General features: G+C 66.3%; 18 protein-coding genes. 5 read left to right on the top strand and 13 right to left on the bottom strand.

Annotation, left to right across the window (positions count from 1 at the left end):
- Position 1 precedes the first annotated feature (1 nt).
- Entirely contained in the window at positions 2–445 is a 444-nt protein-coding gene (locus tag JNO50_RS00350) for a DUF2844 domain-containing protein (protein ID WP_189532663.1), read from the bottom strand.
- A gap of 371 nt (positions 446–816) precedes the next feature.
- Here JNO50_RS00350 and cysS point away from each other — a divergent pair, with 371 nt between their 5' ends.
- On the top strand, positions 817–2,196 hold the full coding sequence (gene cysS / locus JNO50_RS00355; protein WP_189532665.1) for a cysteine--tRNA ligase: 1,380 nt from the start codon (positions 817–819) through the stop codon (positions 2,194–2,196).
- Here the strand turns inward: cysS and JNO50_RS00360 are convergent.
- From JNO50_RS00360 to JNO50_RS00390, 7 genes are all read right to left on the bottom strand, one after another.
- Positions 2,174–3,469, bottom strand: a complete 1,296-nt coding sequence (locus tag JNO50_RS00360) for an ABC transporter ATP-binding protein (protein WP_189532666.1) — start codon at positions 3,467–3,469, stop codon at positions 2,174–2,176. The two genes, cysS and JNO50_RS00360, sit on opposite strands and share 23 nt — an antisense overlap.
- Positions 3,470–3,487: 18 nt before the next feature.
- Positions 3,488–5,347: an ABC transporter permease gene (locus JNO50_RS00365; RefSeq protein ID WP_189532668.1), complete on the bottom strand. Its 1,860-nt coding sequence runs from the start codon at positions 5,345–5,347 to the stop codon at positions 3,488–3,490.
- Between the two features lie 203 nt (positions 5,348–5,550).
- Positions 5,551–6,969, bottom strand: a complete 1,419-nt coding sequence (locus tag JNO50_RS00370; RefSeq protein WP_189532670.1) for an efflux transporter outer membrane subunit — start codon at positions 6,967–6,969, stop codon at positions 5,551–5,553.
- 6 nt (positions 6,970–6,975) lie between these two features.
- Entirely contained in the window at positions 6,976–10,059 is a 3,084-nt protein-coding gene (locus JNO50_RS00375) for a multidrug efflux RND transporter permease subunit (protein WP_189532673.1), read from the bottom strand.
- Entirely contained in the window at positions 10,056–13,136 is a 3,081-nt protein-coding gene (locus tag JNO50_RS00380) for an MdtB/MuxB family multidrug efflux RND transporter permease subunit (protein ID WP_189532675.1), read from the bottom strand. Before JNO50_RS00380 ends, JNO50_RS00375 begins: the two co-directional genes overlap by 4 nt.
- A gap of 4 nt (positions 13,137–13,140) precedes the next feature.
- Complete coding sequence (locus JNO50_RS00385; protein WP_215796438.1) at positions 13,141–14,379, bottom strand: MdtA/MuxA family multidrug efflux RND transporter periplasmic adaptor subunit; 1,239 nt, start codon at positions 14,377–14,379, stop codon at positions 13,141–13,143.
- A gap of 134 nt (positions 14,380–14,513) precedes the next feature.
- On the bottom strand, positions 14,514–15,677 hold the full coding sequence (locus tag JNO50_RS00390) for a cation diffusion facilitator family transporter (protein ID WP_189532676.1): 1,164 nt from the start codon (positions 15,675–15,677) through the stop codon (positions 14,514–14,516).
- 163 nt (positions 15,678–15,840) lie between these two features.
- Between JNO50_RS00390 and JNO50_RS00395 the strand changes: the two genes are divergently transcribed.
- Positions 15,841–16,668, top strand: a complete 828-nt coding sequence (locus JNO50_RS00395) for an undecaprenyl-diphosphate phosphatase (protein WP_215796439.1) — start codon at positions 15,841–15,843, stop codon at positions 16,666–16,668.
- 120 nt (positions 16,669–16,788) lie between these two features.
- On the opposite strand, the gene JNO50_RS19100 is transcribed toward JNO50_RS00395, so the two are convergent.
- The gene (locus tag JNO50_RS19100) at positions 16,789–16,911 is read right to left on the bottom strand and encodes a hypothetical protein (RefSeq protein ID WP_280530239.1); all 123 of its coding nucleotides are present in this window, start codon (positions 16,909–16,911) and stop codon (positions 16,789–16,791) included.
- 191 nt (positions 16,912–17,102) lie between these two features.
- On the bottom strand, positions 17,103–18,011 hold the full coding sequence (locus JNO50_RS00400) for a LysR substrate-binding domain-containing protein (RefSeq protein WP_189532678.1): 909 nt from the start codon (positions 18,009–18,011) through the stop codon (positions 17,103–17,105).
- A gap of 114 nt (positions 18,012–18,125) precedes the next feature.
- Between JNO50_RS00400 and JNO50_RS00405 the strand changes: the two genes are divergently transcribed.
- Positions 18,126–19,547: an MATE family efflux transporter gene (locus JNO50_RS00405; protein ID WP_189532680.1), complete on the top strand. Its 1,422-nt coding sequence runs from the start codon at positions 18,126–18,128 to the stop codon at positions 19,545–19,547.
- Positions 19,548–19,552: 5 nt separating this feature from the next.
- Here the strand turns inward: JNO50_RS00405 and prfA are convergent, their stop codons facing one another.
- The gene (prfA, locus tag JNO50_RS00410; protein WP_189532908.1) at positions 19,553–20,629 is read right to left on the bottom strand and encodes a peptide chain release factor 1; all 1,077 of its coding nucleotides are present in this window, start codon (positions 20,627–20,629) and stop codon (positions 19,553–19,555) included.
- 2 nt (positions 20,630–20,631) lie between these two features.
- The gene (hemA, locus tag JNO50_RS00415; protein WP_189532682.1) at positions 20,632–21,882 is read right to left on the bottom strand and encodes a glutamyl-tRNA reductase; all 1,251 of its coding nucleotides are present in this window, start codon (positions 21,880–21,882) and stop codon (positions 20,632–20,634) included.
- A gap of 174 nt (positions 21,883–22,056) precedes the next feature.
- Here hemA and pdxH point away from each other — a divergent pair, with 174 nt between their 5' ends.
- Positions 22,057–22,698 carry a pyridoxamine 5'-phosphate oxidase gene (pdxH, locus tag JNO50_RS00420; RefSeq protein WP_189532684.1) on the top strand — a complete coding sequence of 214 codons (642 nt, stop codon included), beginning with the start codon at positions 22,057–22,059 and terminating at the stop codon, positions 22,696–22,698.
- Between the two features lie 87 nt (positions 22,699–22,785).
- Positions 22,786–23,349: a PepSY domain-containing protein gene (locus JNO50_RS00425; protein WP_189532686.1), complete on the top strand. Its 564-nt coding sequence runs from the start codon at positions 22,786–22,788 to the stop codon at positions 23,347–23,349.
- Here the strand turns inward: JNO50_RS00425 and JNO50_RS00430 are convergent.
- Positions 23,339–23,596 carry a hypothetical protein gene (locus JNO50_RS00430; RefSeq protein WP_189532688.1) on the bottom strand — a complete coding sequence of 86 codons (258 nt, stop codon included), beginning with the start codon at positions 23,594–23,596 and terminating at the stop codon, positions 23,339–23,341. The genes JNO50_RS00425 and JNO50_RS00430 overlap by 11 nt on opposite strands.
- Positions 23,597–23,628 lie beyond the last annotated feature (32 nt).

The following is a 23,628-nucleotide window of genomic DNA, read 5'->3' on the forward strand; positions in this document are numbered from 1 at the left end:
TTTACTGGATCACATCCACCGGCACACCGGCCGGCAGCAGGGATTTGAGCCATGCGCGACCACGGAAAGTCATTCCGCGGCCGAACGATTGCACCACCAGGTCGGGGCCCGCGACCTCGGCTCGGCGGCGGTTGCCATTGCCCTCGCCGATGGCCCGGGTGTACTCGGCGAACCGCGACTTGCCAAGCAGGGCGCTCAGATCGGGGATATCGGATCCGTTCCAGGTGACCGCGAACACCGTGCCATCGGCGGCCGCGTATTCGCGGATCGTGATGCCGGCCGGATCCAGACTGGTGCGAACCGAATAACCGGCCGTATTCGCCGCCGCCGCCGCGATCACTTTGCGGCCGGCCGGCACCGGATCGGACAATTTGTCGCCCAGCGCCGCATGAGCGGCGGGCGCCAGGCACGCGGTCGCGAACAAGAGACTCAATAACGCTTTCATGTCATCCACCCAGAAAAAAGAAATCTTGGCGCGAAGCCATATCTTCCCATAATGGCATAGCCATGACGGGCTGCCAGCCCGCCGGACAGGTAAATTTTTCTCAGAAATGGCGCGAATCCGAAATCCGACCCCTTCGCGGGGAAGTCCCCAAACCCATCCTTCATGAAAATTGACACGGCACCGCCCCAGCACGTTATGATGGATCCCATGCCATATCTTCAGTCCGCCCGCCTTTTCCTTTCGACCCGGCCGTGTTGTCGCCCCACGCCGGCGATGCGGACTGCCTGAACGATTTTCCCGTTTTTCCCGAGCCGGCCACAGTCATCGATCATGCTGTGGCCTTTTTTGCGTCCCTTTCACGGAGACTCGCCATGCCGCTTCACCTGTACGACACCTGGACCCGCTCACTGCGCCCCTTCGAACCGATTCAAGCCGGGCAGGTCGGTCTGTATTGCTGCGGCCCGACAGTCTACGACTACGCGCATATCGGCAATCTGCGCACCTATCTGTTCGAGGACGTGCTGCGCCGGGTTCTGCGGATCCATGGCTACGCCGTGCGCCATGTGGTGAACATCACCGATGTCGGCCATCTGGTTTCGGACGCGGACGACGGCGAGGACAAAATGGAGAAGGGCAGCCGCCGCACCGGCAAGCGCGCCGAAGAGATCGCCGAGTATTATCTGGCCGCCTTCCTGGCCGACTGGCGCGCCCTGAATCTGGAAGAGCCGGAAATCTGGTGCCGCGCCACCGGACACATCGGCGAGCAGATCGCTTTCATCGCCGATCTGCAAAGCAAAGGATTCACCTACCGGACGCCCGACGGCATCTATTTTGACGCCACGCGCCAGCCCGATTACGGCCGGCTCGCCCGCCTGGACACCGAAGGCCTGATGGCCGGCGCTCGGGTGGAGGGCGGCGACAAGCGCCACCCCACCGACTTCGCGCTGTGGAAATTCAGCCCGGAAGGCGAAACGCGACAGATGGAATGGGACAGCCCGTGGGGCCGGGGCTTTCCCGGCTGGCATATCGAATGCTCGGCGATGGCGGAGCACTACCTGGGGCCCTGGTTCGACATCCACTGTGGCGGCGAGGACCATATTCCGGTCCACCACACCAACGAAATCGCCCAGACCGAGGCGCGCCACGGCACGCGTCTGGCGAACTTCTGGATGCACGGTTATTTCCTGAAAACCGGCAACGGCAAGATGTCCAAGTCCGACGGCGAATTCCTCACGCTCGCGCGCCTCGCCGAACGGGGTTTCGCGGCGCTGGACTGGCGCTACCTCTGTCTGACCGCGCACTACCGCCACCAAATGGTGTTTTCCTGGGAGGCGCTGGAGGCCGCGGCCGTCGCGCGGCGGCGGCTGGGCGACGGGGTGCGGCGTCTTGGCGAAACCGACGGGCGGATCGACCCGGCACGGCGCGAGAGATTCATGGACGCGCTCGATCAGGACCTGAACCTGCCGCAGGCGTTGTCGATCGCCTGGGAGACGCTGGGCAGCGCGCTCGCCGACGCCGACAAGCGCGCCACCTTGCTGTGGTTCGACCGTGTTCTCGGACTGGATCTGGGGAAGGCGGAAACCGTTTCCGTGCCGGATACGGTGCGCGATCTGTTGGCGCTTCGCGAAACGGCCCGCGCCACGCGCGACTGGAAAGAAGCGGACCGCCTGCGCGAAGCGGTCCGCGAGGAAGGCTACGACATCGAGGACGGCGCGGAGGGCCCGCGCGTCAGGCCACGTCTTCCAGGCTGAACATCTCGGTCTGGTCGTCGTAGTTGAAGATCTCGGCGTACCGGCCCCAGTTGATCACCGAGTCGAGGGTTTCCTCCGCCGCTTCGTCGGAGAGGAAATCCTCCAGCTCCTGCTTGAAGCGCTCGCGCGGCGCGCGCTGGCCGGGGCGTTCGTGCAGCACGGTGGCGATGCGCGACACCAGCGGCACGGTACGCACCAGTTGCGCGGCGAACAGCTGTTTGCGCTCCTGGGTGTCGAACTCGCCGAACAGCTTGCCGAAATGGGTCAGCATGATGTCGCCCTCGGACAGTTCGGCGAATCCCATGTGCTGCAGAAATTCCGCCACCGGGAAGAGATCGTCGACCTCCAGGTGCAGGCTCTGGGCGATCTCGGGCAAGTCGGCGCGGCCGTTGTAGGGCTGCTGGGCCAGGGTTTCGATCAGACCGGCCAGAAGGTTGGTCGACACCTGCGGCAGCCAGCTGCCCAGCTCCAGGCCGGCCTTGCGCGCCGCGTCGGCCGCCGGGCGGGCGGTCATCTTGGCGTAGATATCGTCGACCAGCTGGCGGAACGCCGGATCCAGGCGGTTGCGCGGATGCGGAAATGGCACGGTGATTTCCGCCACCATGCGCCCGGGGTTGGACGACAGCAGCAGGATGCGGTCGCACATGAACACCGCTTCCTCGATATTGTGGGTGACGATCAGAATCGAGTCGATCGGCAGGTCGCCGTCGTTCCACAGATCGAGCAGATCGGTGCGCAGCGTTTCCGCGGTCAGCACATCGAGCGCCGAGAACGGCTCGTCCATCAGGAGCAGGGTGGGATTGACCACCAGCGCCCGCGCGAAGCCGACGCGCTGGCGCATGCCGCCCGACATTTCGCGCGGATAGGCGCTCTCGAAGCCGTCAAGGCCGATCAGGTCGATGGCCTTGAGCGCGCGCTCGCGCCGCTCCTTGGCCGGCACGCCAAGGGCCTCCAGGCCCGCCTCGACGTTTTCCAGGACGGTGAGCCAGGGGAACAGGGCGAAGGTCTGGAACACCATGGCCACGCCTTCGGCCGGCCCCTTGAGCGGCTTGCCGCAGTAGTTCACCTCGCCTTCGGTCGGCCGGATCAGGCCGGCGATGATGCGCAGCAGGGTCGACTTGCCCGAGCCGGAGCGGCCGAGCAGGCCGACGATCTCGCCCTTTTTCAGGCTCAGGTCGACACCATCGAGCACGCGCTGTTCGCCCTGGGCCTTCTGGAAGCCGACGCCCACCTGGCGCACATTGAGAATTTCGTTGGGGATCGTATTGTGCATGGTAAAGAGCCCGCGAATTTAGTGAAGACGCAGCCGGTTCTCTGCGTAGACGTACATGGGACGCCACAGCAACCGGTTGAACATCACGACGAACAAAGACATCACGGCGATGCCGAGAATGATTTTGGGGTAGTTGCCGGCCGCCGTGTTCACGGCGATGTAGGAGCCCAGGCCATGGGCCTCCAGCCGCGTGTCGCCCCAGGACACGAGCTCGGACACGATGCTCGCGTTCCATGCGCCGCCCGAGGCGGTGATGCCGCCGGTCACGTAGTACGGAAAAATCCCCGGCAGCATGACCTTGCGCCACCATTGCCAGCCGCGAATGCGGAAATTGGTCGCCACTTCCTTGAAATCGTTGGGGTAGGCGGTGGTGCCGGCGATCACGTTGAACAGGATGTACCACTGCGTGCCCAGCACGATCAGGGGGCTGAGCCAGATGTCCGGATTGGCGTCGAAATGCACGATGCCCACCACGAAAATCGGGAACAGCAGGTTGGCCGGGAAGGCCGCGAGAAACTGCGCGAGCGGCTGGATCTTTTCCGCCAGCCGCGGGCGCAGGCCGATCAGCACCCCCAGCGGCACCCAGACCAGCGACGCGAGCGCGATCAGCAGCACGACGCGCACCAGCGTGATCAGCCCGAGTCCCAGCACCTTGAGGACTTCGCCCAGCCCGACGCCGTCGGCCACGAAGAAACCGACCTTGAGCACCACAGCGCACGTGCCGACGAGCACCAGCGCCGCCCAGGCAAGGTCGCCGGCGCGCTCGCCGCCGCCGAGCCGGGCGAAGAGGCCGCCGGGCACCGACAATGGCACAAGCCGCGGCGCGGCGCGGCGCGCGATGAGCGCGATGGCGAACAGCACGATGCCCTTAAGACCGAGGAACAGCGCGATGAAGAGCGCGAGCCACCACCAGAAGCCGAGCGCCGGCAACACCAGCGGGAAACGCGCCACCGCGGTCAGCATCGCGCCCAGCGGACTGAGCGAGCGCTGGATCAGCCGCGTGCGGCGAATCAGGTTGAGCAGCCAGGACTCCGGCTCGGCCTCGCCGCGGGTGTCCTCGAGGCGGAACTTGTCGGCCCAGGCCACCAGCGGGCGGAACAGGAACTGGTCGTAGCCGATGATCACCAGCGTCATGGTCAGGATCACCCAGCCGACCGCGCCCAGGTCGCGGGCGGCGATCGCCGCCGCGAGGTAGGACCCCACGCCGGGCAGGGTGACGCTGCTGTTGCCCACGGTGATCGCTTCGGAGGCCACCACGAAGAACCAGCCGCCCGACATGCTCATCATCATGTTCCAGATGAGGCCGGGCAGGGAAAACGGCACCTCGAGCTTCCAGAAACGCTGCCAGGGCGTGAGCTGGAAGTTTTTCGTCACTTCCGACAGGTCGCGCGGCACGGTGCGCAGCGACTGGTAGAAGCTGAACGTCATGTTCCAGGCCTGGCTGGTGAAGATCGCGAAAATCGCCGCGCACTCCGCGCCGAGCACCCTACCCGGGAACAGGGCGAGGAAAAACGTCACGGTGAACGACACATAGCCGAGCACCGGCACCGACTGCAGGATGTCGAGAATCGGCACCAGCACCCGCTCGGCGCGCTTGTTCTTGGCCGCCAGCGAACCGTAGGCCAGGGTGAACACCAGCGCCGCCGCCATGGCGGCGAGCATGCGCAGGATGGTGCGCAGCGCGTACTCGGGCAGGTTGGCCGGATCCAGCGACACCGGCTGGGTCTGAATCGACGACAGCGGCGCCATGGTTTCCTGGAAACCCGTGCTGCCCATCACGATAAGCCCGATGATCAGCGGAAACGCCAGGAAGTCCCAGCGGTTGGGCAGCAACCGGCGGGCCGAGGCGTTGATCACGGGTGGCAGTATTGTTCTCATGCGCTGTAAGCCCCCATCGGCGCATCGCCGCCCGCGCCTCCCGGCAAACGGGGGCGGAGGGGCGGCGCCGGAAATAAAACTGTTACCGGCAGGCGGGATCGAGCCCGGCTGCCGGTAACGGATGTTACGGATAGCGTGTGTTAATGGCTGTCAAAAAACAGTGTTCCGGCCGTCGTCTCGGAACATTGACGCTATTATGCCACTCATTGGCTCCGCTGCGCTCGGGTCGCATCGTTCGTCGACGGCGCGGCGGCCTTCCAGCCCCCGCCCAGCGACCTCACCAGGCCCACGCTCGCGGCGAGCCGGCGCGCGGCGACGCTGTAGTACGCGCGCGCGGCCGACTCCGTGGCGTTTTTGGCCACCAGCACATTGAGCCAGGCGACCGTTCCGGCGCGGTACTGGTTCATCACGATGGTTTCCGCCTCGCGGGCGTTCTGCCATGCCTCGCGGGTGAGACGCAGCGACGCGTCGAGCGACACGCTCGCCGCGAGATTATCCTCCACATCCTGCAGCGCCGTCAGCACGGTCTGGCGGTACACCGCGACCGTGTTGTCGTAATTGGCGCGCGCCGCATCCTCCGCGGCCTTTCGCGCGCCGCCGTCGAACAGGGTGAGCGCCAGCGCGGGCCCGAGCGACCACAGGCGCGCCGGCGCGGTGAACCACTCCGCGGCGCGGTCCGCCTTCCAGCCGCCCGAGGCCGACAGGGTCAGATCCGGAAAATACGCCGCGCGCGCCACGCCGATCCTGGCATTGGCCTCGGCCACGCGGCGCTCGGCGGCGGCGATGTCGGGACGGCGTTCGATGAGGTTCGCCGGCAGGGCGTCGGGCAACGGCAAGGAAACCGGCACGCCGGCGGGGGGCGTCAGCGTCAGATCGGCGGGCGCCACGCCGACCAGCACCGCGATGGCATGTTCGTACTGCTCGCGCTGCAAGCGCGCGTCGGCCAGTTGCGCTTCGAAGGTCTGCAGCTGGGATTGCGCCTGCAACAGATCGGCGCGCATCGCCACCCCGGCGTCGAGCTTGTGCTTCACCACCTCGAGCTGCCCGCGATAGGCGTCCACGCTCGCCGCCAGCGAATCCTGCTCGAGCACCGCGACACGCCATTGCAGGTAGGTCGTGGCCAGCTGCGCCCGGGCGCTCAGTGTCGCCGCGGCAAGATCCGCCGCGCTCGCCGCCGCTTCGGCGGCGCCGGCCTCGGCCCCGCGCGCGAGCTTGCCCCACAGGTCGGCTTCCCAGCCGGCATTGAGCGACAGCGAGGCGGTCGTCGCGGCGGAAGAGCCCGGTGTTTTGCCGCGCGAACTCGCGGCATTGGCCGACAGCGTCGGCCAGCGCGCCGCCGATGCCTGATCGTACAAGGCCTGCGCGCTCCTGAGTTTGGCCGCGTACTGGGCGAGCGTCTGGCTGTCCAGCGCCAGACGCGCCTCCAGCGCATCGAGCTGCGCGTCGCCGAATCCCGTCCACCACTGCCCGCGCACCACCTCGTCCGCCGGCGCGGCGATCTTCCAGCCGGGCACGGCCTTATAGACGGCCGGCAGCGCCATGCCGGGGCGCGCGTAATCCGGCCCCGCCGCGCATCCGGCGATCAGCAACACACAGGCACTACATGTCATCCAGCGCAACATCGTCGTTCAGTCCTTCGCGGGAAGCGGCGCCGCCGTCCGGCGCCACGGGCGCCAGCGGCGCAAACGGTCAAGGTAAAGGTAGACCACCGGGGTGGTGTACAGCGTCAGGATCTGGCTCATCACCAGGCCGCCGGCGATGGCGATGCCCAGCGGCTTGCGCAATTCGGCGCCGTCGCCGCTGCCCAGCGCCAGCGGAATCGCGCCGAACAGCGCGGCCAGGGTGGTCATCATGATCGGTCTGAAACGCAGGCGGCACGCTTCCAGAATCGCCTCGCGGGGCGGAACGCCGCGCTCGCGCGTCAGCGTCAGCGCCACGTCGATCATCATGATGGCGTTTTTCTTGACGATGCCGATCAGCAGCAGCACCGCGATCAGGGCGATGACACTGAATTCGGTGCCGCAGGCCATCAGCGCCACGAGCGCGCCGACACCGGCGGACGGCAGGGTCGACAGGATGGTCAGCGGATGGACATAGCTCTCGTACAACATGCCGAGCACCAGATAGACCGCCGCGATCGCCGCCAGAATCAGCAGCGGCATGGTGCGGAACGCGTCCTGGAAGGTCTTGGCGGTGCCCTGGAAACCGCCCTGGATCGTGGTGGGCACGCCAAGCTTGGCCATCGCCGCGCCGATGGCGTCCGTCGCGTCCGACAGCGAGCCGTCCGGCGGCAGGTTGAAGGTGATGGTGGAGGCGGCGAACTGGCCCTGGTGATTGACCGACAGCGAGGTATTGGTGGTGGTCACCCGGGCGAACGCCGCGAGCGGCACCGCCCCGCGCGAGGCCGACATCACGTAGATGTGCTTGAGCGACTCGGGACTCTGCCAGTACGCCGGCGCGAACTCCATCACCACCCGGTACTGGTTGAGCGCTTCGTAGATGGTCGACACCTGGCGCTGGCCGAAAGCGTCGTTGAGCGTGGCGTCGACCTGGCGCTGGGTCAGGCCGAGGCGCGCCATGGCGTCGCGGTCGAACACCAGCGAGGTCTGCATCCCCTTGTCCTGCTGGTCCGAGTTCACGTCGGCAAGCTGCGGCAGCCGGGTCAGTGCCTGGCGGATGCGCCCCTCCCAGAGCCGCAGTTCGGCCAGATCCTCGCCCTGCAGGGTGTACTGGTACTGGGCGTTGCCGGAACGTCCGCCGATGCGGATATCCTGGACCGCCTGCAGGAACAGGGTCGCGCCCGGCTCGCGGGCGAGACGTTTTCTGAGGCGGTCGATCACCTGCTCGGCGCTGTCCTTGCGCTCGGACAAGGGCTTGAGCCCGACGAACAGGTTGGCGACGTTGCGCTGCCCGCCACCGGTGAAGCCGGTGACCACATCGACGGCCGGATCCTTGCCGACGATCGCCATGAAGCGCTGCAGGGTGCCTTTCATCGCCTGGAAGGACATCGCCTGATCGGCGCGCAACTGGCCGCTGAGCCTGCCGGTGTCCTGTTGCGGAAAAAATCCCTTGGGAATGGCGATGTAGAGCGCCACATTAAGACCGATCGCGATCGCCAGCAGCAGCATCATGAAGCGGCGGTGATCGACCGCCCACGTCAGCGAACGCCGGTAGCCCCCCGCCATGCGGTCGATCAGGCGCGCGCCCCGCGACGGCCGGTCGCGCGACGGATCCCGCCGCCGCAGCCAGCGCGAACACAGCATCGGCGCGGTGGTCAGCGATACCAGGAGCGACACCAGAATGGCGGCCGACAGCGACACCGCGAATTCGCGAAACAACCGCCCGACGATGCCGCTCATCAGCAGCACCGGAATGAACACCGCGATCAGCGACAGGCTCATCGACACCACGGTGAAGCCCACCTCGCGCGAACCGGTCAGCGCCGCCTGCAGCGGCGTCATGCCCTCCTCGATATGCCGGGCGATGTTTTCCAGGACGACGATGGCGTCGTCCACCACAAAGCCGGTGGCGATGGTCAGCGCCATCAGCGACAGGTTGTTCAGGCTGAATCCGGCGAGGTACATCACCGCGAAGGTCGCGACCAGGGACACCGGCACGGTGATGGCCGGGATGAGCGTGGCGCGGGCATCGCCGAGGAACAGGAACACCACCAGCACCACCAGCGCCACGGAAATCAGCATCGAGCGCTCCACCTCGAACAGCGAGGCGCGGATGGTCGGCGTGCGGTCCTGGGCGACCTGCATGTGCACCGACTGGGGAATGGCGGCCTGCAATTCGGGCATCAGCGCGCGGATGCGCGTGACCGTATCGATGATGTTGGCCCCCGGCTCGCGGAACACCACGAGCAGCACCGAGGGCTTGCCGTTGATGGAGCCGGCGTTGCGCAGATCCTGCACCGCGTCCTGCACCTCGGCGACATCGGAGAGCCGCACCGCCGCGCCGTTCTTGTAGCTGACGATCAGCGGCAGGTAATCGGCGGCGCGGCGCGCCTGGTCGTTGGCGCCGATCTGCCAGTGCCGGCCGCCGCTTTCGATCATGCCCTTGGGGCGGTTGGCGTTGCCCGCCGTGATGGCGGCGCGCACCTCCTCCAGTCCGATGCCGTAGTGATTGAGCGCTTCGGGACGCAGCTCGACGCGCACCGCCGGCAACGAACTGCCGCCGATGTTGACCTGCCCGACGCCTTTCACCTGCGACAGTTTTTGCGCGAGCACCGTGGAGGCGAGGTCGTACATCTGCCCCTGGGTATGGGTCTCGGACGTCAGGGCGAGAATCATCACCGGCGATTCGGCCGGGTTGACCTTGCGGTAGGTCGGGTTGGACGGCAGGCTCGAGGGCAGCGAGGCGCGCGCCGCGTTGATCGCCGCCTGGACGTCGCGCGCGGCGCCGTTGATATCGCGGTCAAGGTCGAATTGCAGGGTGATGCGCGTCGAACCGAGCGAGCTGGACGAGGTGATCTCGTTGACGCCGGCGATCCGCCCGAGAGCGCGCTCCAGCGGCGTGGCCACCGAGGAGGCCATGGTCTCGGGACTCGCGCCCGGCAGCGACGCTTGCACCGATATCGTCGGGAAATCCACCTGCGGCAGCGGCGACACCGGCAGCAGGCCGAAGGCCAGGGCCCCGGCGAGCAGCAGCGCCAGGGTCAGGAGCACCGTGGCGACGGGACGGCGGATGAACGGCTCGGAGGGAATCATGCCGCGGCCCTGTAACCGAAGCGCCGGGCCAGCCGGTCAAAAGCGAGATAAATGACCGGCGTGGTGAACAGCGTCAGCACCTGGCTGACCAGGAGGCCGCCGACCATGGTCACGCCCAGCGGCTGGCGCAGCTCCGCGCCGACGCCGCTGCCGAACATCAGGGGCAGGGCGCCGAGCAGGGCGGCCATGGTGGTCATCAGGATCGGCCGGAAGCGCAGCAGACAGGCCTGGAAGATGGCCTCGCGCGGCGCCATGCGCTCATTGCGTTCGGCGTCCAGCGCGAAGTCGATCATCATGATGGCGTTCTTCTTGACGATGCCGATCAGCAAAATGATGCCGATGATGCCGATAATGCCCAGATCGTTGCCGGACAACATCAGCGCCAGCAGCGCCCCGATGCCGGCCGACGGCAGCGTGGACAGGATGGTCACCGGGTGAATGTAGCTCTCGTAGAGCACGCCCAGCACGATGTACATGGTGACGATCGCGGCGAGGATCAGCCACAGGGTGCTCGACAGGGACGCCTGAAAAGCCATCGCCGCGCCCTGGAAATGCGTTTCCATGTCGGAGGGCAGGCCGATGTCGGCCTCGGCGCGCCGTATCGCCTCCACCGCCTCGCCCAACGAGGCGTCGCGCGCCAGGTTGAAGGAGAGGGTCGCCGACGGGAACTGCCCCAGGTGGTCGATGGCCAGCGGCGTATGGCCTTCGGAGAGTGTCGCGACGGCGGTCAGCGGCACCGGCGCGCCGCCGCCGGCCGGCGTCAGGTACAGCGTCTGCAGACGCGCGAGGCCGTCCTCGCCGGGACGCTCTTCGAGCACCACCCGGTAGAGGCTGGTCTGGGTGTAAATGCTGGAAATCAGCCGCTGGCCGAAGGCGTTGTAGAGCGCGTTGTCGATCTGCGCCGGCGTGACGCCCAGGCGCGCGGCGCTGTCGCGGTCGATGTCCACGCGCGCCAGAAGGCCCTTGTCCTGCAGATTGCTCGCCACATCGGCGAGCGCCGGTTCGGTTTTCAGGCGGGCGACCAGTTTGGGCACCCATTCGCCCAATTCATCCGGCCGCGTCGCCTGCACCACGAACTGGTACTGGGTGCGGCTGACCCGGGTTTCGATGGTCAGGTCCTGCACCGGCTGCATCCACGGGCGGATGCCCGGCACCGCGGCGGCGCGCGCCTTCAGGTTTTCCAGCACCCGGGCCACGCGCGGCCGCCCCGAGTCCAGCGGTTTGAGCGTGATCAGCATGCGTCCGCTGTTGAGTGTGGCGTTGGCGCCGTCCACCCCGATGAACGACGACAGGCCGTCCACGGCGGGGTCGCGCAGCAGGACGTCGGCCAGCGCCTGCTGGCGCTCGGCCATCGCCGCGAACGACACCGATTGCGGCGCCTCGGTGATCACCTGGATCGCGCCGGTGTCCTGCAGCGGGAAAAACCCCTTGGGCACCAGCAGGTACAAACCGGCGGTCAGCGCCACCGTGCCCAGCGCGACGGCGAGGGTCAGGCGCTGGTGTTCGAGCACGCGCGTCAGGAGGCGGCCGTAGGCGGCGATGACGCGCTCGAAAAAGCGTCCGCTCGCATGGTAGAACCAGCCCTGGCGCTCCTCCGGCACATGCTTCAGAAACCGCGCGCACAGCATCGGCGTCAGCGTCAGCGACACGAAGGCGGAGATCAGGATGGACACCGCGAGGGTGATGGCGAATTCGCGGAACAGCCGGCCCACCACGTCGCCCATGAACAGCAGCGGAATCAGCACGGCGATCAGCGAGAAGGTCAGGGAGATGATGGTGAAGCCGATCTGTCGGGAGCCCTTGAGCGCGGCGGCCAGCGGCGCCTCGCCCTCTTCGATGTAGCGGGCGATGTTTTCGATCATCACGATGGCGTCGTCGACCACGAAACCGGTGGCGATGGTCAGCGCCATCAGGGTCAGGTTGTTGAGGCTGAAGCCGGCGAGGTACATCACGCCGAAGGTGCCGACCAGCGACAGCGGCACCGCCACGCCCGGAATCAGCGTGGCCGGCAGGTTGCGCAGGAACACGTAGATCACCATCACCACCAGCGCGATGGCCAGCATCAGCTCGAACTGCACGTCCGCCACCGACGCGCGGATGGTGGTGGTGCGGTCGCTGACCAGCGACACCGACACGGCGCCGGGCAGGCTGGTCTTCAATTGCGGCATCAGCGCCTTGATGCGGTCCACCGTTTCGATGACGTTGGCGCCAGGCTGGCGCTGAACGTTCAGGATGATGGCCGCCTCGCGCCCGCTCCAGGCGGCCAGGCGGTTGTTCTCGGCGTCCTCGACGACCTCGGCGACATCGGACAGCCGCACCGGCGCGCCGTTTTTCCAGGCGAGCACGATATCGCGGTATTCGCCGGCGGACTTGAGCTGATCGTTGGCGTCGATGGTCGACGCGGTGCGCGGCCCGTCGAAGCTGCCCTTGGCCTGATTGACGTTGGCGTTGCCGACCACGGTGCGGATGTCGTCCAGGGTCAGGCCGCGCGCCGCCAGCGCGCGCGAGTCGGCGCGGATGCGCACCGCCGGCCGCTGGCCCCCGCTGATGCTGACCAGGCCCACGCCCGGCAGGCGCGACAGCTTTTGCGCGAGCCGGGTATCGACCAGATCCTCGAGTTTCGGCAACGGCAGGGTTTTCGAGGTGATGGCGAGCGTCACCACCGGGGTGTCGGCCGGGTTGACCTTGTTGTAGACCGGCGGCTGGGGCAGATCGGAGGGCAGGAGGTTGGAGGCGGCGTTGATCGCGGCCTGCACTTCCTGCTCGGCGACATCCAGCCCGATATCGAGGCCGAACTGCAGGGTGATCACCGAGGCGCCGCCGGAACTGGTCGAGGCCATCTGGTCAAGGCCCGGCATCTGGCCGAACTGGCGCTCCAGCGGCGCGGTGACCGAGGAGGTCATCACTTCCGGGCCGGCGCCCGGATAGAGGGTCACCACCTGGATGGTGGGGTAGTCGACTTCGGGCAGGGCGGAAACCGGCAAAAAACGGTAGCCGATCAGGCCGGCGAGCAGGATCGCCACCATCAGCAAGGTGGTGGCGACCGGCCGCTGAATGAACTGGCGGGACGGATTCATCGTATCAGGCGGCCTTGTTCTGCTTCTCGCCGAGCGGGGCGGAGGCATCCGGCGCATGGCGTTCGCCTTGCCCGACCGGGTTGACTTTCTTGCCGTCGCGCAGCTGGTCGAGCCCGTCCAGCGCGACCCGCTCGCCCACCGCGAGACCCGATTCGATCACGGTGCGCTCATTTTCCGAGGGACCGGTTTTCACCGGGCGCAGGCTGACGGTTTTGTCGGCGTTCACCACAAAGACATAACTGCCCGGCTTGCCCTGCTGCACGGCGGCGGACGGCACCAGCAGCACGTTCTTGCGGGTCGCCAGGAGCATGCGCACATTGACGAAACGGTTGGGAAACAGCACATCGTCCCGGTTGTCGAAACGGGCCTTCAGCTTGAGTGTGCCGGTCGCGGTATCGACCTGGTTGTCGGCGGTCAAAAGCTCGCCGCGCGCCAGCAGCGTGCTGCCGTCGCGGTCGCGGGCCTCGACCGGCAACGACGGATTGGCGGCGCGCGCCCGGATCAGATCATCGAGCCGCGTCTCCGGAATGGAGAACACCACATTGGCCGGACGCACCTGGGTGATGACGACAAGTCCCGAGGCGTCCGAGGCGCGGATCATGTTGCCCTCGTCCACTTGCTTGAGACCGGCCTTGCCCGACACCGGCGCGACAATGCGGCAGTAGGACAGTTGCAGGCGCGCCGCCGCCACGGCGCCCTCGTCGACTTTCACGGTGCCGGCGAGCTGGCGCACCAGAGCCTCCTGGGTATCGACCTGCTGGCGGGAGGCGCCGTTCTGTTCAAGCAGCGTGCGGTAGCGCGCGAGATCGGCGCGGGCGTTGGCAAGCTGCGCCATATCGCGCGCCAGTTGTCCTTCGGCCTGGGTCACCTGCACGGCGAAGGGACGCGGATCGATCTGGGCGAGAACCTGGCCGGCGCGCACCTCCTGGCCTTCCTTGAAGTACAGCTTCTCGAGCTGGCCGTCGACGCGGCTTTTGACGACGACGGTGTTGTTGGCCGTCACCGTGCCCAGCGCGTCGAGGCTCACCCGCATATCGCCGGTAGCCGCCGTCGCCACCGACACGGTCGGCGTCTGGCGGCCGCGCTTGCCGTTCTTGTCATCCTGCGCGCCGGCTCTCTGCCAGGCGAGCCAGGCGACGGCCACCGCAGTCAGCGTGGCGACGGCGAACAGGACGCGGCGGCGCGCAAAAACGGAAACAGGAGAACCGGCAGGGGATTCGGGGGGCATTTCGGGCTTGGACATGGCATCGGGCGTCGGTCGGTCAATAATGGGCCCCGGGTCGGCGACAGGCGGGACCCGGTAATCTGCAATGATAGACGCACAGGGGCTTTGAGAGTTTTACCCCTGACAAAAATTTACATTGTCATGGAACGGTATTAATTCTTGATGACCGCCTCGCGCAGCCGCGCGCAGACCCGGAGTGCGTCGACGGCGGCCGGCGGCGCCATGACCAGCAGCGCGCCGCGCCGCGCGTCCTTGTCGTCGTCCAGTTCCACCTCCAGCTCCAGGCGGCCGTCCAGATAATGGGCGCGCAACTGGTCGAGCCGCAACGGCGCGTCCGGGAAATGCCGGTTCAATTCTTCCAGCAGCGCCTGGCGCGGAGGCAGACCGAGGTTTTCCGGGCCATCGGCGAGATCGGCGTCGATATGAATGGTGATGTCGGCCACCGCGAAGCGCTTCATCACCCGGTGCCGGGCCTGCAGCGCCACCTGGTGGCCCTCGGACACGCTGATGTGGCTGTCGACCAGAAGATGCGCATCGATGATCGCAAGGTCGCCGGTCTTGCGCGTGCGGATATCGTGCACGTTGAGCACGCCGGGCGTCTCGCCCAGCTCCGCGCGGATCGCCTCCACCGACTCTTCGTCCAGTCCGCGGTCCATCAGATCCTGCATGGCGTCGTAGGAGAAGTTCCAGCCCATGCGCGCCACCATGAAGCCGACGATCGCCGCCGCCAGCGGGTCGAGCAGCGGCCAGCCCAGGAGGTTGCCGACAATACCGGCGGCCACCACCAGCGAGGAGGCGGCGTCGGAACGGGCGTGCCAGGCATTGGCCACCAGCATGCCCGACTTGACCCGGTTGGCCACCGCCAGCATGTAGCGGAACAGGCTTTCCTTGGCCACCAGCGCCATCATCGCGACGGCCAGCGCATACCAGTGCACGCGGGGGATCAGCGACGGATCGGCGAATTTGTTCGCGGCGTTGCCGAGCATGCCGATGCCGACGGCGATGAGCAGCACCCCGAGCGCCAGCGAGGCGGCGTTCTCGAAGCGGGAGTGGCCATACGGGTGGTTGCGGTCGGCGGCCAGATGACTGAAGCGGTTGGCCAGCAGCACCACGAAATCGGCGACCAGATCGGACAATGAGTGAATGCCGTCGGCCACGAGAGCGCTCGAATGAGCGAACACCCCCACCGCGATCTGCACCGCGGTCAGAAGAAGGTTGACGGCGACACTGACCAGTGTGCTCTTTTTGGCCGCGGCCTGACGTTCGCCGCCGGTGAGGGCTTCGGCCGGCGCGACGGAATGGTTGTGTGCATGCATGGAATCGGTTTTTCGCTGAACATCGGTCCGGCTCCGGAGAGCCGATTGCATTAAACTCTCCGAAAACGCTTAATGCAATCTTAAGAACGGGACGCGGCGCTTTTCAAGCGGACGATTTTGGCCGATGATTCGCCGTTCGTTTTTTCTCCCGCCAGGAATCGTCATGCCGACCATGCAAGCTGTCCTGTTCGCCATCATGCAGGGCATCACCGAACTTTTCCCGATCAGCAGCCTCGGCCACGGAGTCATCCTCCCCGAGCTGCTGGGCTGGCAGCTTCACCCGGCGAGCGAAGCCTTCCTGCCGTTCATGGTCGTGCTGCACCTGGGCACCGCGCTCGCCCTGTTCCATTTTTTCCGCAAGGACTGGTTCCGCCTGATCGGCGGTTTCGTGCGCGCCCGCGGCGGAGACTCCGATCCCGAGGCGCGCCTGATGTGGCGTCTGTTCATCGGCACCGTGCCGGCCGGCCTGCTCGGGCTGCTCCTGGAAAAGAAACTCAAGGTGCTGTTCGGTTCGGTCGACATCATTCTGGTGGTATTGATGATCAACGGCGTGATCCTGATCGCCGGCGACGGCCTGCGCCGCCGCACCGGCGGCAAACCCCTCGAGGAACTGACGCCACTCAACGCACTGCGCATCGGCTTCGCCCAGGCGCTGGCGCTGATTCCCGGCATCTCCCGGTCCGGCGTGACCCTGATCGCCGGCATCAGCACCGGTCTTGATTACGCCTCGGCGGCGCGCTTCTCCTTTTTGCTCGCCACGCCGATCATCGCCGCGGCCGGCATCCTGGAAGTGCCCAAGATGCTGAAGATGGGCGCGCACCTCGATTTGGCTCTGGTCGGCGCCTGCGGCGTGCTCTCCGGCGCCTTCGCCTGGCTGAGCACCTGGGCGCTGATGCGCTGGTTCAACAAGCATGAAATCCAGGCCCTGCGCCCCTTCGGCGTCTACTGCATCCTGCTCGGACTCGCCGGGCTCGCGCTGCGGCAGCTATGACGTTGCGTCGCGCTCAGCCGCCAGCATCGACTTTAGCCGGGAAAGAGGCTCGGCGGACAAACCGGCCGCTTCGAACAGGGCGCAGACGACACTGACCGGCCAGCATGCAGGAACGCCGCGCTATCCGGAGCGGCTTTCCGCGCTCACACCGCCGATGACAGCCGCGACATCCGGTTGCCATGCCAGGCAGTCCGGCAACCTGCCATCCACCGTCACCGTCAGTCCGCCCATCGAGCGCGACACCCCCGGTTCCGGCAATGAACGCAGACTCCCTGTCGGCAGAACCGGAGCTCAGAATCAGGCCTGTCTTTGCCACTAGCCGGACTCCGCACGAATCATTCATTGAACAGAAAACGCGTCGCAGGGGACGCGCCGCGCTGCGCACTCACACAACATCGTCGGGCTCTTGAAACGACGCCAACACCCCGGAGTACTCAGCGCGTCACCCGCGTCACGCCCGACAAAGCCAGGGTCTCCATCAGCCAGTCCCGGAAGGTGCGGATCTTGGGCAGATTGGCCGATTCTTCGGGGTACATCAGGCAATAGGACCATTCGGTCTCCAGAATCACCGGGAACGGCACCATCAGCCGGCCCAGCCGCACGTCCTCCTCGATCATCGACAGCTGCGCGAGCGCCACGCCCATGCCGCGCGTCGCGGCGTAAAGGGCGAATTCCAGCGCATCGAAGGTCAGACCGCTCTCGCTTTTCACCCGCGTCGCGCCGGCCAGCGACAGCCACTGCGCCCAGCTGTCCTGTCCGCGCCAGGGGTGCAGCAGCGGGTAATGGCGCAGGTCGTCCGGTTCGCGCAGGGGCGGGCGGCCGATCAGCAAACCGGGCGCGCACACCGGCACCAGCAATTCCTGGCTGATCGTTTCGAGCACCATGCCCGGATGCTGCTCGCCTTCGCGCACCCCCTGGATCGCCAGATCGATACGGCTGCGGTCGAAGGGCATGCCGTCGCCCAACAGGGTTTCCAGGTGCACGGTGTAGTCGGGAAAACGGGTTTGAAAATCGGGAAGGTTCGGCAGCACCCAGCGCATGGCGGGTGTCGCGGCCGCCCTGACGCGGATGTCGCCCTGCCGCACGCGCAAGGCGTCGCTCGCCTCGCGGATCAGCGTGAACGCATCGCGCACCGGACCGAGCAGGGCCTGACCCTCGACCGTGAGCGACAGCCCCCGCGCCTGGCGCACGAACAGCGTGGCGCCATAGAACGCTTCCAGTCCCAGGATCTGGCGGCTGACCGCGCCCTGGGTCAGAAACAGGCGCCGGGCGGCGCGGGTGAACGACAGCTCTTCGGCGACGACAAGAAAGACGCGCAAGGCGTTCAAGGGCGGCAGTTTCATCGCTCAGGCATGAGATATTTGCATGGATGTCATGATGATAACTTGTTTGTCAGCCATAGTCCTATTCGCGTATTCTCGATAAAACCGCCGAAAAATCAAAACGGATTGCTCTTTATGTTGAATCTTCTCAAAGCCCCCTATTTTCTCCAACGTTTCCCCTGGCTTGCCGAGCAATGCGCCGGTGTCATGCAGGAAGTCCGCCCGCTCTGGCGTCTTGCCGTGCCGCTGATTCTTTCCCAGGTGACCTGGACCGGCATCCTGTTCATCGATTCGATCCTGATGGGGCAGCTGGGCGCGGCCGCGCTCGCCAGCGGCGCACTGGCGCTCAGCACGTTCTTCTTCTGTTATGTGCTCGGCGCCGGCGTGATTTCCGCGTCGGCCAACCTCGTGTCGCTCGCGCACGGCGCGGGCAACCGCGACGAGGTGGCGTCGGCCACCCGCGCGGGCCTGATCGTGGCGCTCTTCTCGCCGCTCTTTCTGGGCGTCGTGCTGTGGAACGCCAAACCGCTGATGCTGGCCCTGGGCCAGGATCCGAAAACCGCCGACGAGGCGATCCATTTCCTGCACATTCTGATGTGGGGTCTGCCGTTCGGCCTGATTTTCCTGACGCTGCGCGGCTTCGCCTCGGGCATCGGCAAGGCGGGGCCCGTGCCGGTGATCACCGGCGCGGCGCTGGTGCTCTCGCCCTGTCTGGGCTACGCGCTGTCGCAGGGCGTGGGAACCTGGCCGGGACTGGGACTCACCGGCATCGCCATTTCCTCGACGCTCACCTATGTGTTTCTCGGCGCCTCTTTCGCCTATCTGGTCGCCGCGCGCGAGCCATATCGCCATTACCGGATTTTCGGGAAATTCACGCGGCGCGACGTCAAGGCGCTCGTGCCGCTGCTCAAGCTCGGCATCCCGGCTGGCGGCACCATGGGGCTGGAAAGCGGCATGTTCACCGCCTGCGCCTATCTGATGGGCGCGATCTCGGCCGCCGCGCTGGCCGCGCACCAGAGCATGATGCAACTGGTGATCGCCAGCTTCATGATCCCGGCGGGCCTGACTTTCGCCACCTCGATCCGCGTCGGGCAGTTGGCCGGCGGCGGGGATATCCGCGCGGCGACGCGCGCCGGCGCGGCCGGCCAGGCGCTCGGCATTCTCTGGACGCTGCTGACCACAGTCGCGCTGATCGCGATGCCCGAGCCGCTGATCCGTCTGTTCCTGCCGGATGGCCGCGAAGGGGTGGAGGCGGCGCGCGCTGTGGCCATGACGCTGGTGCCGGTGGTGGCGACCATGCTGATCCTGGACGCGTGGCAGACCATTCTTTCCGGCTGTCTGCGCGCCCTCAAGGACGCGAGGGCGACCATGATCATCTATGCGGTCTGTTGCTGGGGTTTGGCGATACCGCTCGCCTGGTTCCTGTCGCATCGCGCGATGGGACCGATCGGGGTATGGGTGGGGATGTCCGCCGGCCTGCTGGCGGTCACCCTGCTGCTGTTGGGGCGGTTCCGGCGCCTGACCCGTCACCTGGTCGACGGACGCCGGATGCTGTGACCGGCTTACTCGCCCATCGCGGCGAGGAGTTCGGCCTGGTGCTCGGCGGTGAGCGCCGAGGTCAGATCGCCCAGATCGCCGTCCATCACTTGATCGAGCTTGTAAAGCGTCAGGTTGATGCGGTGGTCGGTGATCCGGCCCTGCGGGAAGTTGTAGGTGCGGATGCGCTCGCTGCGGTCGCCCGACCCGACAAGGCTCTTGCGCGTCGCCGCTTCGCGGGCCTGGGCCTCGCGCAGCCGGGCGTCCATGATGCGCGCGGCCAGCACCGCCATCGCACGGGCCTTGTTCTTGTGCTGCGAGCGGTCGTCCTGGCACTCCACCACGATGCCGGTGGGCAGGTGGGTGATGCGCACCGCCGAATCGGTCTTGTTGATGTGCTGACCGCCCGCGCCCGAGGCACGGAAGGTGTCGACGCGGATGTCGGCCGGATTGATGTCGACGTCCTCCACCTCGTCCGCTTCGGGCATCACCGCCACGGTGCACGCCGAGGTATGGATGCGGCCTTGTGTCTCGGTGGCCGGCACGCGCTGCACGCGATGCCCGCCGGACTCGAATTTCAGCTGCGAGTAGGCGCCCTCGCCGACGATGCGGGCGATGACTTCCTTGTAACCGCCAAGATCCGACTCGGACGCCGAGACGATTTCCACCTGCCAGCGGTTGCGCTCGGCGAAGCGCGTGTACATGCGCAGCAAGTCGCCGGCGAACAATGCCGCCTCGTCGCCGCCGGTGCCGGCGCGCACTTCGAGGTAGATATTGCGCTCGTCGTTGGGGTCGCGCGGCAGCAGCAGTTTCTGCAGTTCGGTTTCCAGCTCGGCCATCCTGGCCTTGCCCGCCACGATTTCCGTTTCGGCGAACGCCTTCATGTCGGGATCGGCCAGCATCTCGCCGGCGGCCTCGATGTCGTCGCCGCACCGGCGATACGCCTGCCAGGCCTCGACCACCGGGGTCAACTCCGCATGTTCACGGGTAAGTTTGCGGTAAGCGTCCATATTGCTGGTCGCGTCCTCCTGCGCCAGAAGGCGCGTCACTTCCTCGAGGCGCTCGGCCAGTTGGGAGAGCTTCTCCGCGATCGACGGTTTCATCATCAGTCAGGGTGAATCCGGTAAAGACGCGCCACCGCATCGATCAGCGCGTCACGCTCCGCGCCCTTGCCCGAGGACAGCGCCTGGGTGGGTGGGTGCATCAATTTGTTGGTCAGCTGGACAGACAGGGTCTCCAGCACTTTTTCCGGGGCATCGCCGCGGGCGAGCTGCTTCATGGCGCCTTCCAGCGCCTGGCGGCGCACCCGCTCGGCCTCGTCGCGCAAGGCGCGGATCATCGGCACCGCGTCACGGCGGCGCAGCCAGTCGACGAACTCGACCACGCGCGCCTCGATGATGGTCTCGGCCTCCTCGGCCGCCGTCTGGCGCGCCTCGCGGCCGACCTCGACGATGCCGGCGATGTCGTCCACGGTATAGAGGAACACGTCGGGCAGATCGCCGACCTCCTGCTCCACGTCGCGCGGCACGGCAAGATCGAGCATGAACACCGGACGGTGGCGCCGCTCGCGGATGGCCCGCTCGACCAGCCCCTTGCCGACGATCGGCAGCTGGCTGGCGGTGGAGGTGACCACCACGTCGTAGCGGGCGAGCACATTGGGCAGGTCGGACAGGGCGATGGCGTTGCCGCCGAAACGCTCGGCCAGAACCTGACCGCGCTCGACGGTCCGGTTGGCGATGGTGATACAGGAGGGGTGGCGCGCGGCGAAGTGGGTCGCCACCAGTTCGATCATTTCCCCCGCGCCGATGAACAGCACATTCAGTTCGGAGATGGACGGAAAAATCTGTTCGGCGAGCTTCACGGCCGCCGCCGACATCGACACCGAATTGGCGCCGACGCCGGTCTTGCTGCGCACTTCCTTGGCGACCGAGAAGGTTTTCTGGAACAACGCGTTCAGCATCGAACCGAGCGTGCCGGACTGCTCGGCCTGCCGCACCGCATCCTTGATCTGCCCGAGAATCTGGGTTTCGCCCAGCACCATGGAGTCGAGGCCCGACGCGACGCGGAAGGCGTGGCGCGCGGCATCGACCGGATCGAGCTGATACAGGTAGGGACGCAAATCGTCGAGCGGTACGCCGTGGAATTCGGCCAGCCACTTGAGCGCGGCCTCCGGATGCGGACTGCTGCTGTAGATCTCGGTGCGATTACAGGTCGAGACGATCACCGCCTCGGACGCCGCACGCGTTTGAACCAGACTGCTCAGGGCATCGGGCAGCACTTGCGCCGGAAAGGCCAGTTTTTCCCTGACCGTCAGCGGAGCTGTCTGATGATTGAGACCGAAGGCAACCAGATGCATGGGCAAGAAAACGCCGCAAAGTAAATGGGTTATTCTAGCCCAAACTGGCCGGAAGGGCGACAGGGCGGGCCGGGCCGCTCCGGCGCCGGGATCCGGCGGCTTTCATTGGCGCGCATCAATCCCGAGTGTCCCGCAACAGAGTAATATCCCAACCATGACCAAGGAGGATACATCATGTCGCTGAACCTCGCGGATATTCGCCTGGAATACACCAAGAAGGAACTGTCGCCCGAAGAATGCCTCGACGATGCCGTCGCCCAGCTCGAGGCCTGGCTCGAAGAGGCGATGCACTCCGAAGTGCACGAACCGACCGCCATGCATGTGGCAACCGTGGGCAAAGACGGGCGGCCTACCGGCCGGATCGTGCTGCTCAAGGGCGTCGAGGAGGGCGAACTGCAGTTCTACACCAATTACCTGTCGCGCAAGGGCGAACAACTGGGCGACAACCCCGCGGTCGCCATCACTTTCTTCTGGCCCGAACTGGAACGCCAGCTGAGGGTGGAGGGTGTCGCCCGCCGCCTGCCGCCGGAAGTGTCCGACGCCTACTTCAAGAGCCGCCCCTACACCAGCCGCCTGGGCGCCTGGGCCTCGGAACAAAGCCACGAGATTCCCTCCAAGGCCGAACTCGTCAAGCGCGCCGCGCTCTTCGGGCTGAAACACCCGGTGAGCGTGCCGCGCCCGGACCATTGGGGCGGTTACGCGGTAAAACCCGATCGCATCGAGTTCTGGCAGGGACGCCCCAGCCGGCTCCATGACCGGGTCGTTTACACCCTCGAAGAGGGAGGCGGCTGGCGCAAGGCGCGCCTCGCGCCATGACCTGACCGGAAAGTCAGGCGACAACGCGATGGCCGGCCCGCTAGACTGCCGGCCATCGCCACGACCGCACAGGCCAGGGAGACCATCATGCGCGGTGCGCTTCCTCTCGTTCTGTTCCTCTCGCTTGCGTCTTCCGGAGCCTTGGCCGCCGAATGGATCGACCTCGCGACCACGGCGTCGCCAAGCCTCGAGGATTCGCTGCGCACGCCGGCCATGAAAGATTGCGAACTGCGCGAAGAGCGTTCGCTGCGGCGGCCGGACGGCAAGCGCGTGGTCCGCTACCGGCAGTACTACCGCTCGGTGCCGGTGTACGGAGAGACCGTGGTGGTCGACGATGGAGTCCCGTCGGGGCGGCTATTGTCCGGCATTGACCACGACCTGCCGGCGGTGACGCCCCGACTCGACGGCGATGCCGCGCTTGCCCGGGCACGCGAAAACGATGGCGGCAAACCCGCGCGCAACGCCAAAAGCGAGCTCTTCGTCTATCTTGACGGTTCGCGCGCGCATCTGGTCTATCAGGTTTCCTACCTGATCATTTCAGGGGCGGACAAGCCCTCGCGCCCGTTCGTTCTTGTGGATGCCAACAGCGGAACCGTCCTGAAGCGCTGGGAAGGACTGGCCACCGCGCCTGACCGCGGCATCATTCCATAAAACTTCCCGCAAGTCCGCCACATTTCATGTCATAAGCATTAAACATTCTGAAAAAGAGGCAAGCCGACGGCTCATTCAGCCCTGCCCCTTTTTCCATGATCCGGCATACCGAGTCCGCGGTAAGCCACACACCCTCCTTCACTGGCGAAGCTCCGACAATCAATCCGCCAACAGATTTTCCAACATCGGTGAAACCCTTGCCGCTATTGCCTTCTACCGAGATAGGCAGATACGCCTGACAAAACATGTCCAGTATCCTTTCCCTCACAAGGCACACCT

The sequence above is a fragment of the Paludibacterium paludis genome (genome assembly GCF_018802605.1).
Lineage (GTDB): Bacteria > Pseudomonadota > Gammaproteobacteria > Burkholderiales > Chromobacteriaceae > Paludibacterium > Paludibacterium paludis.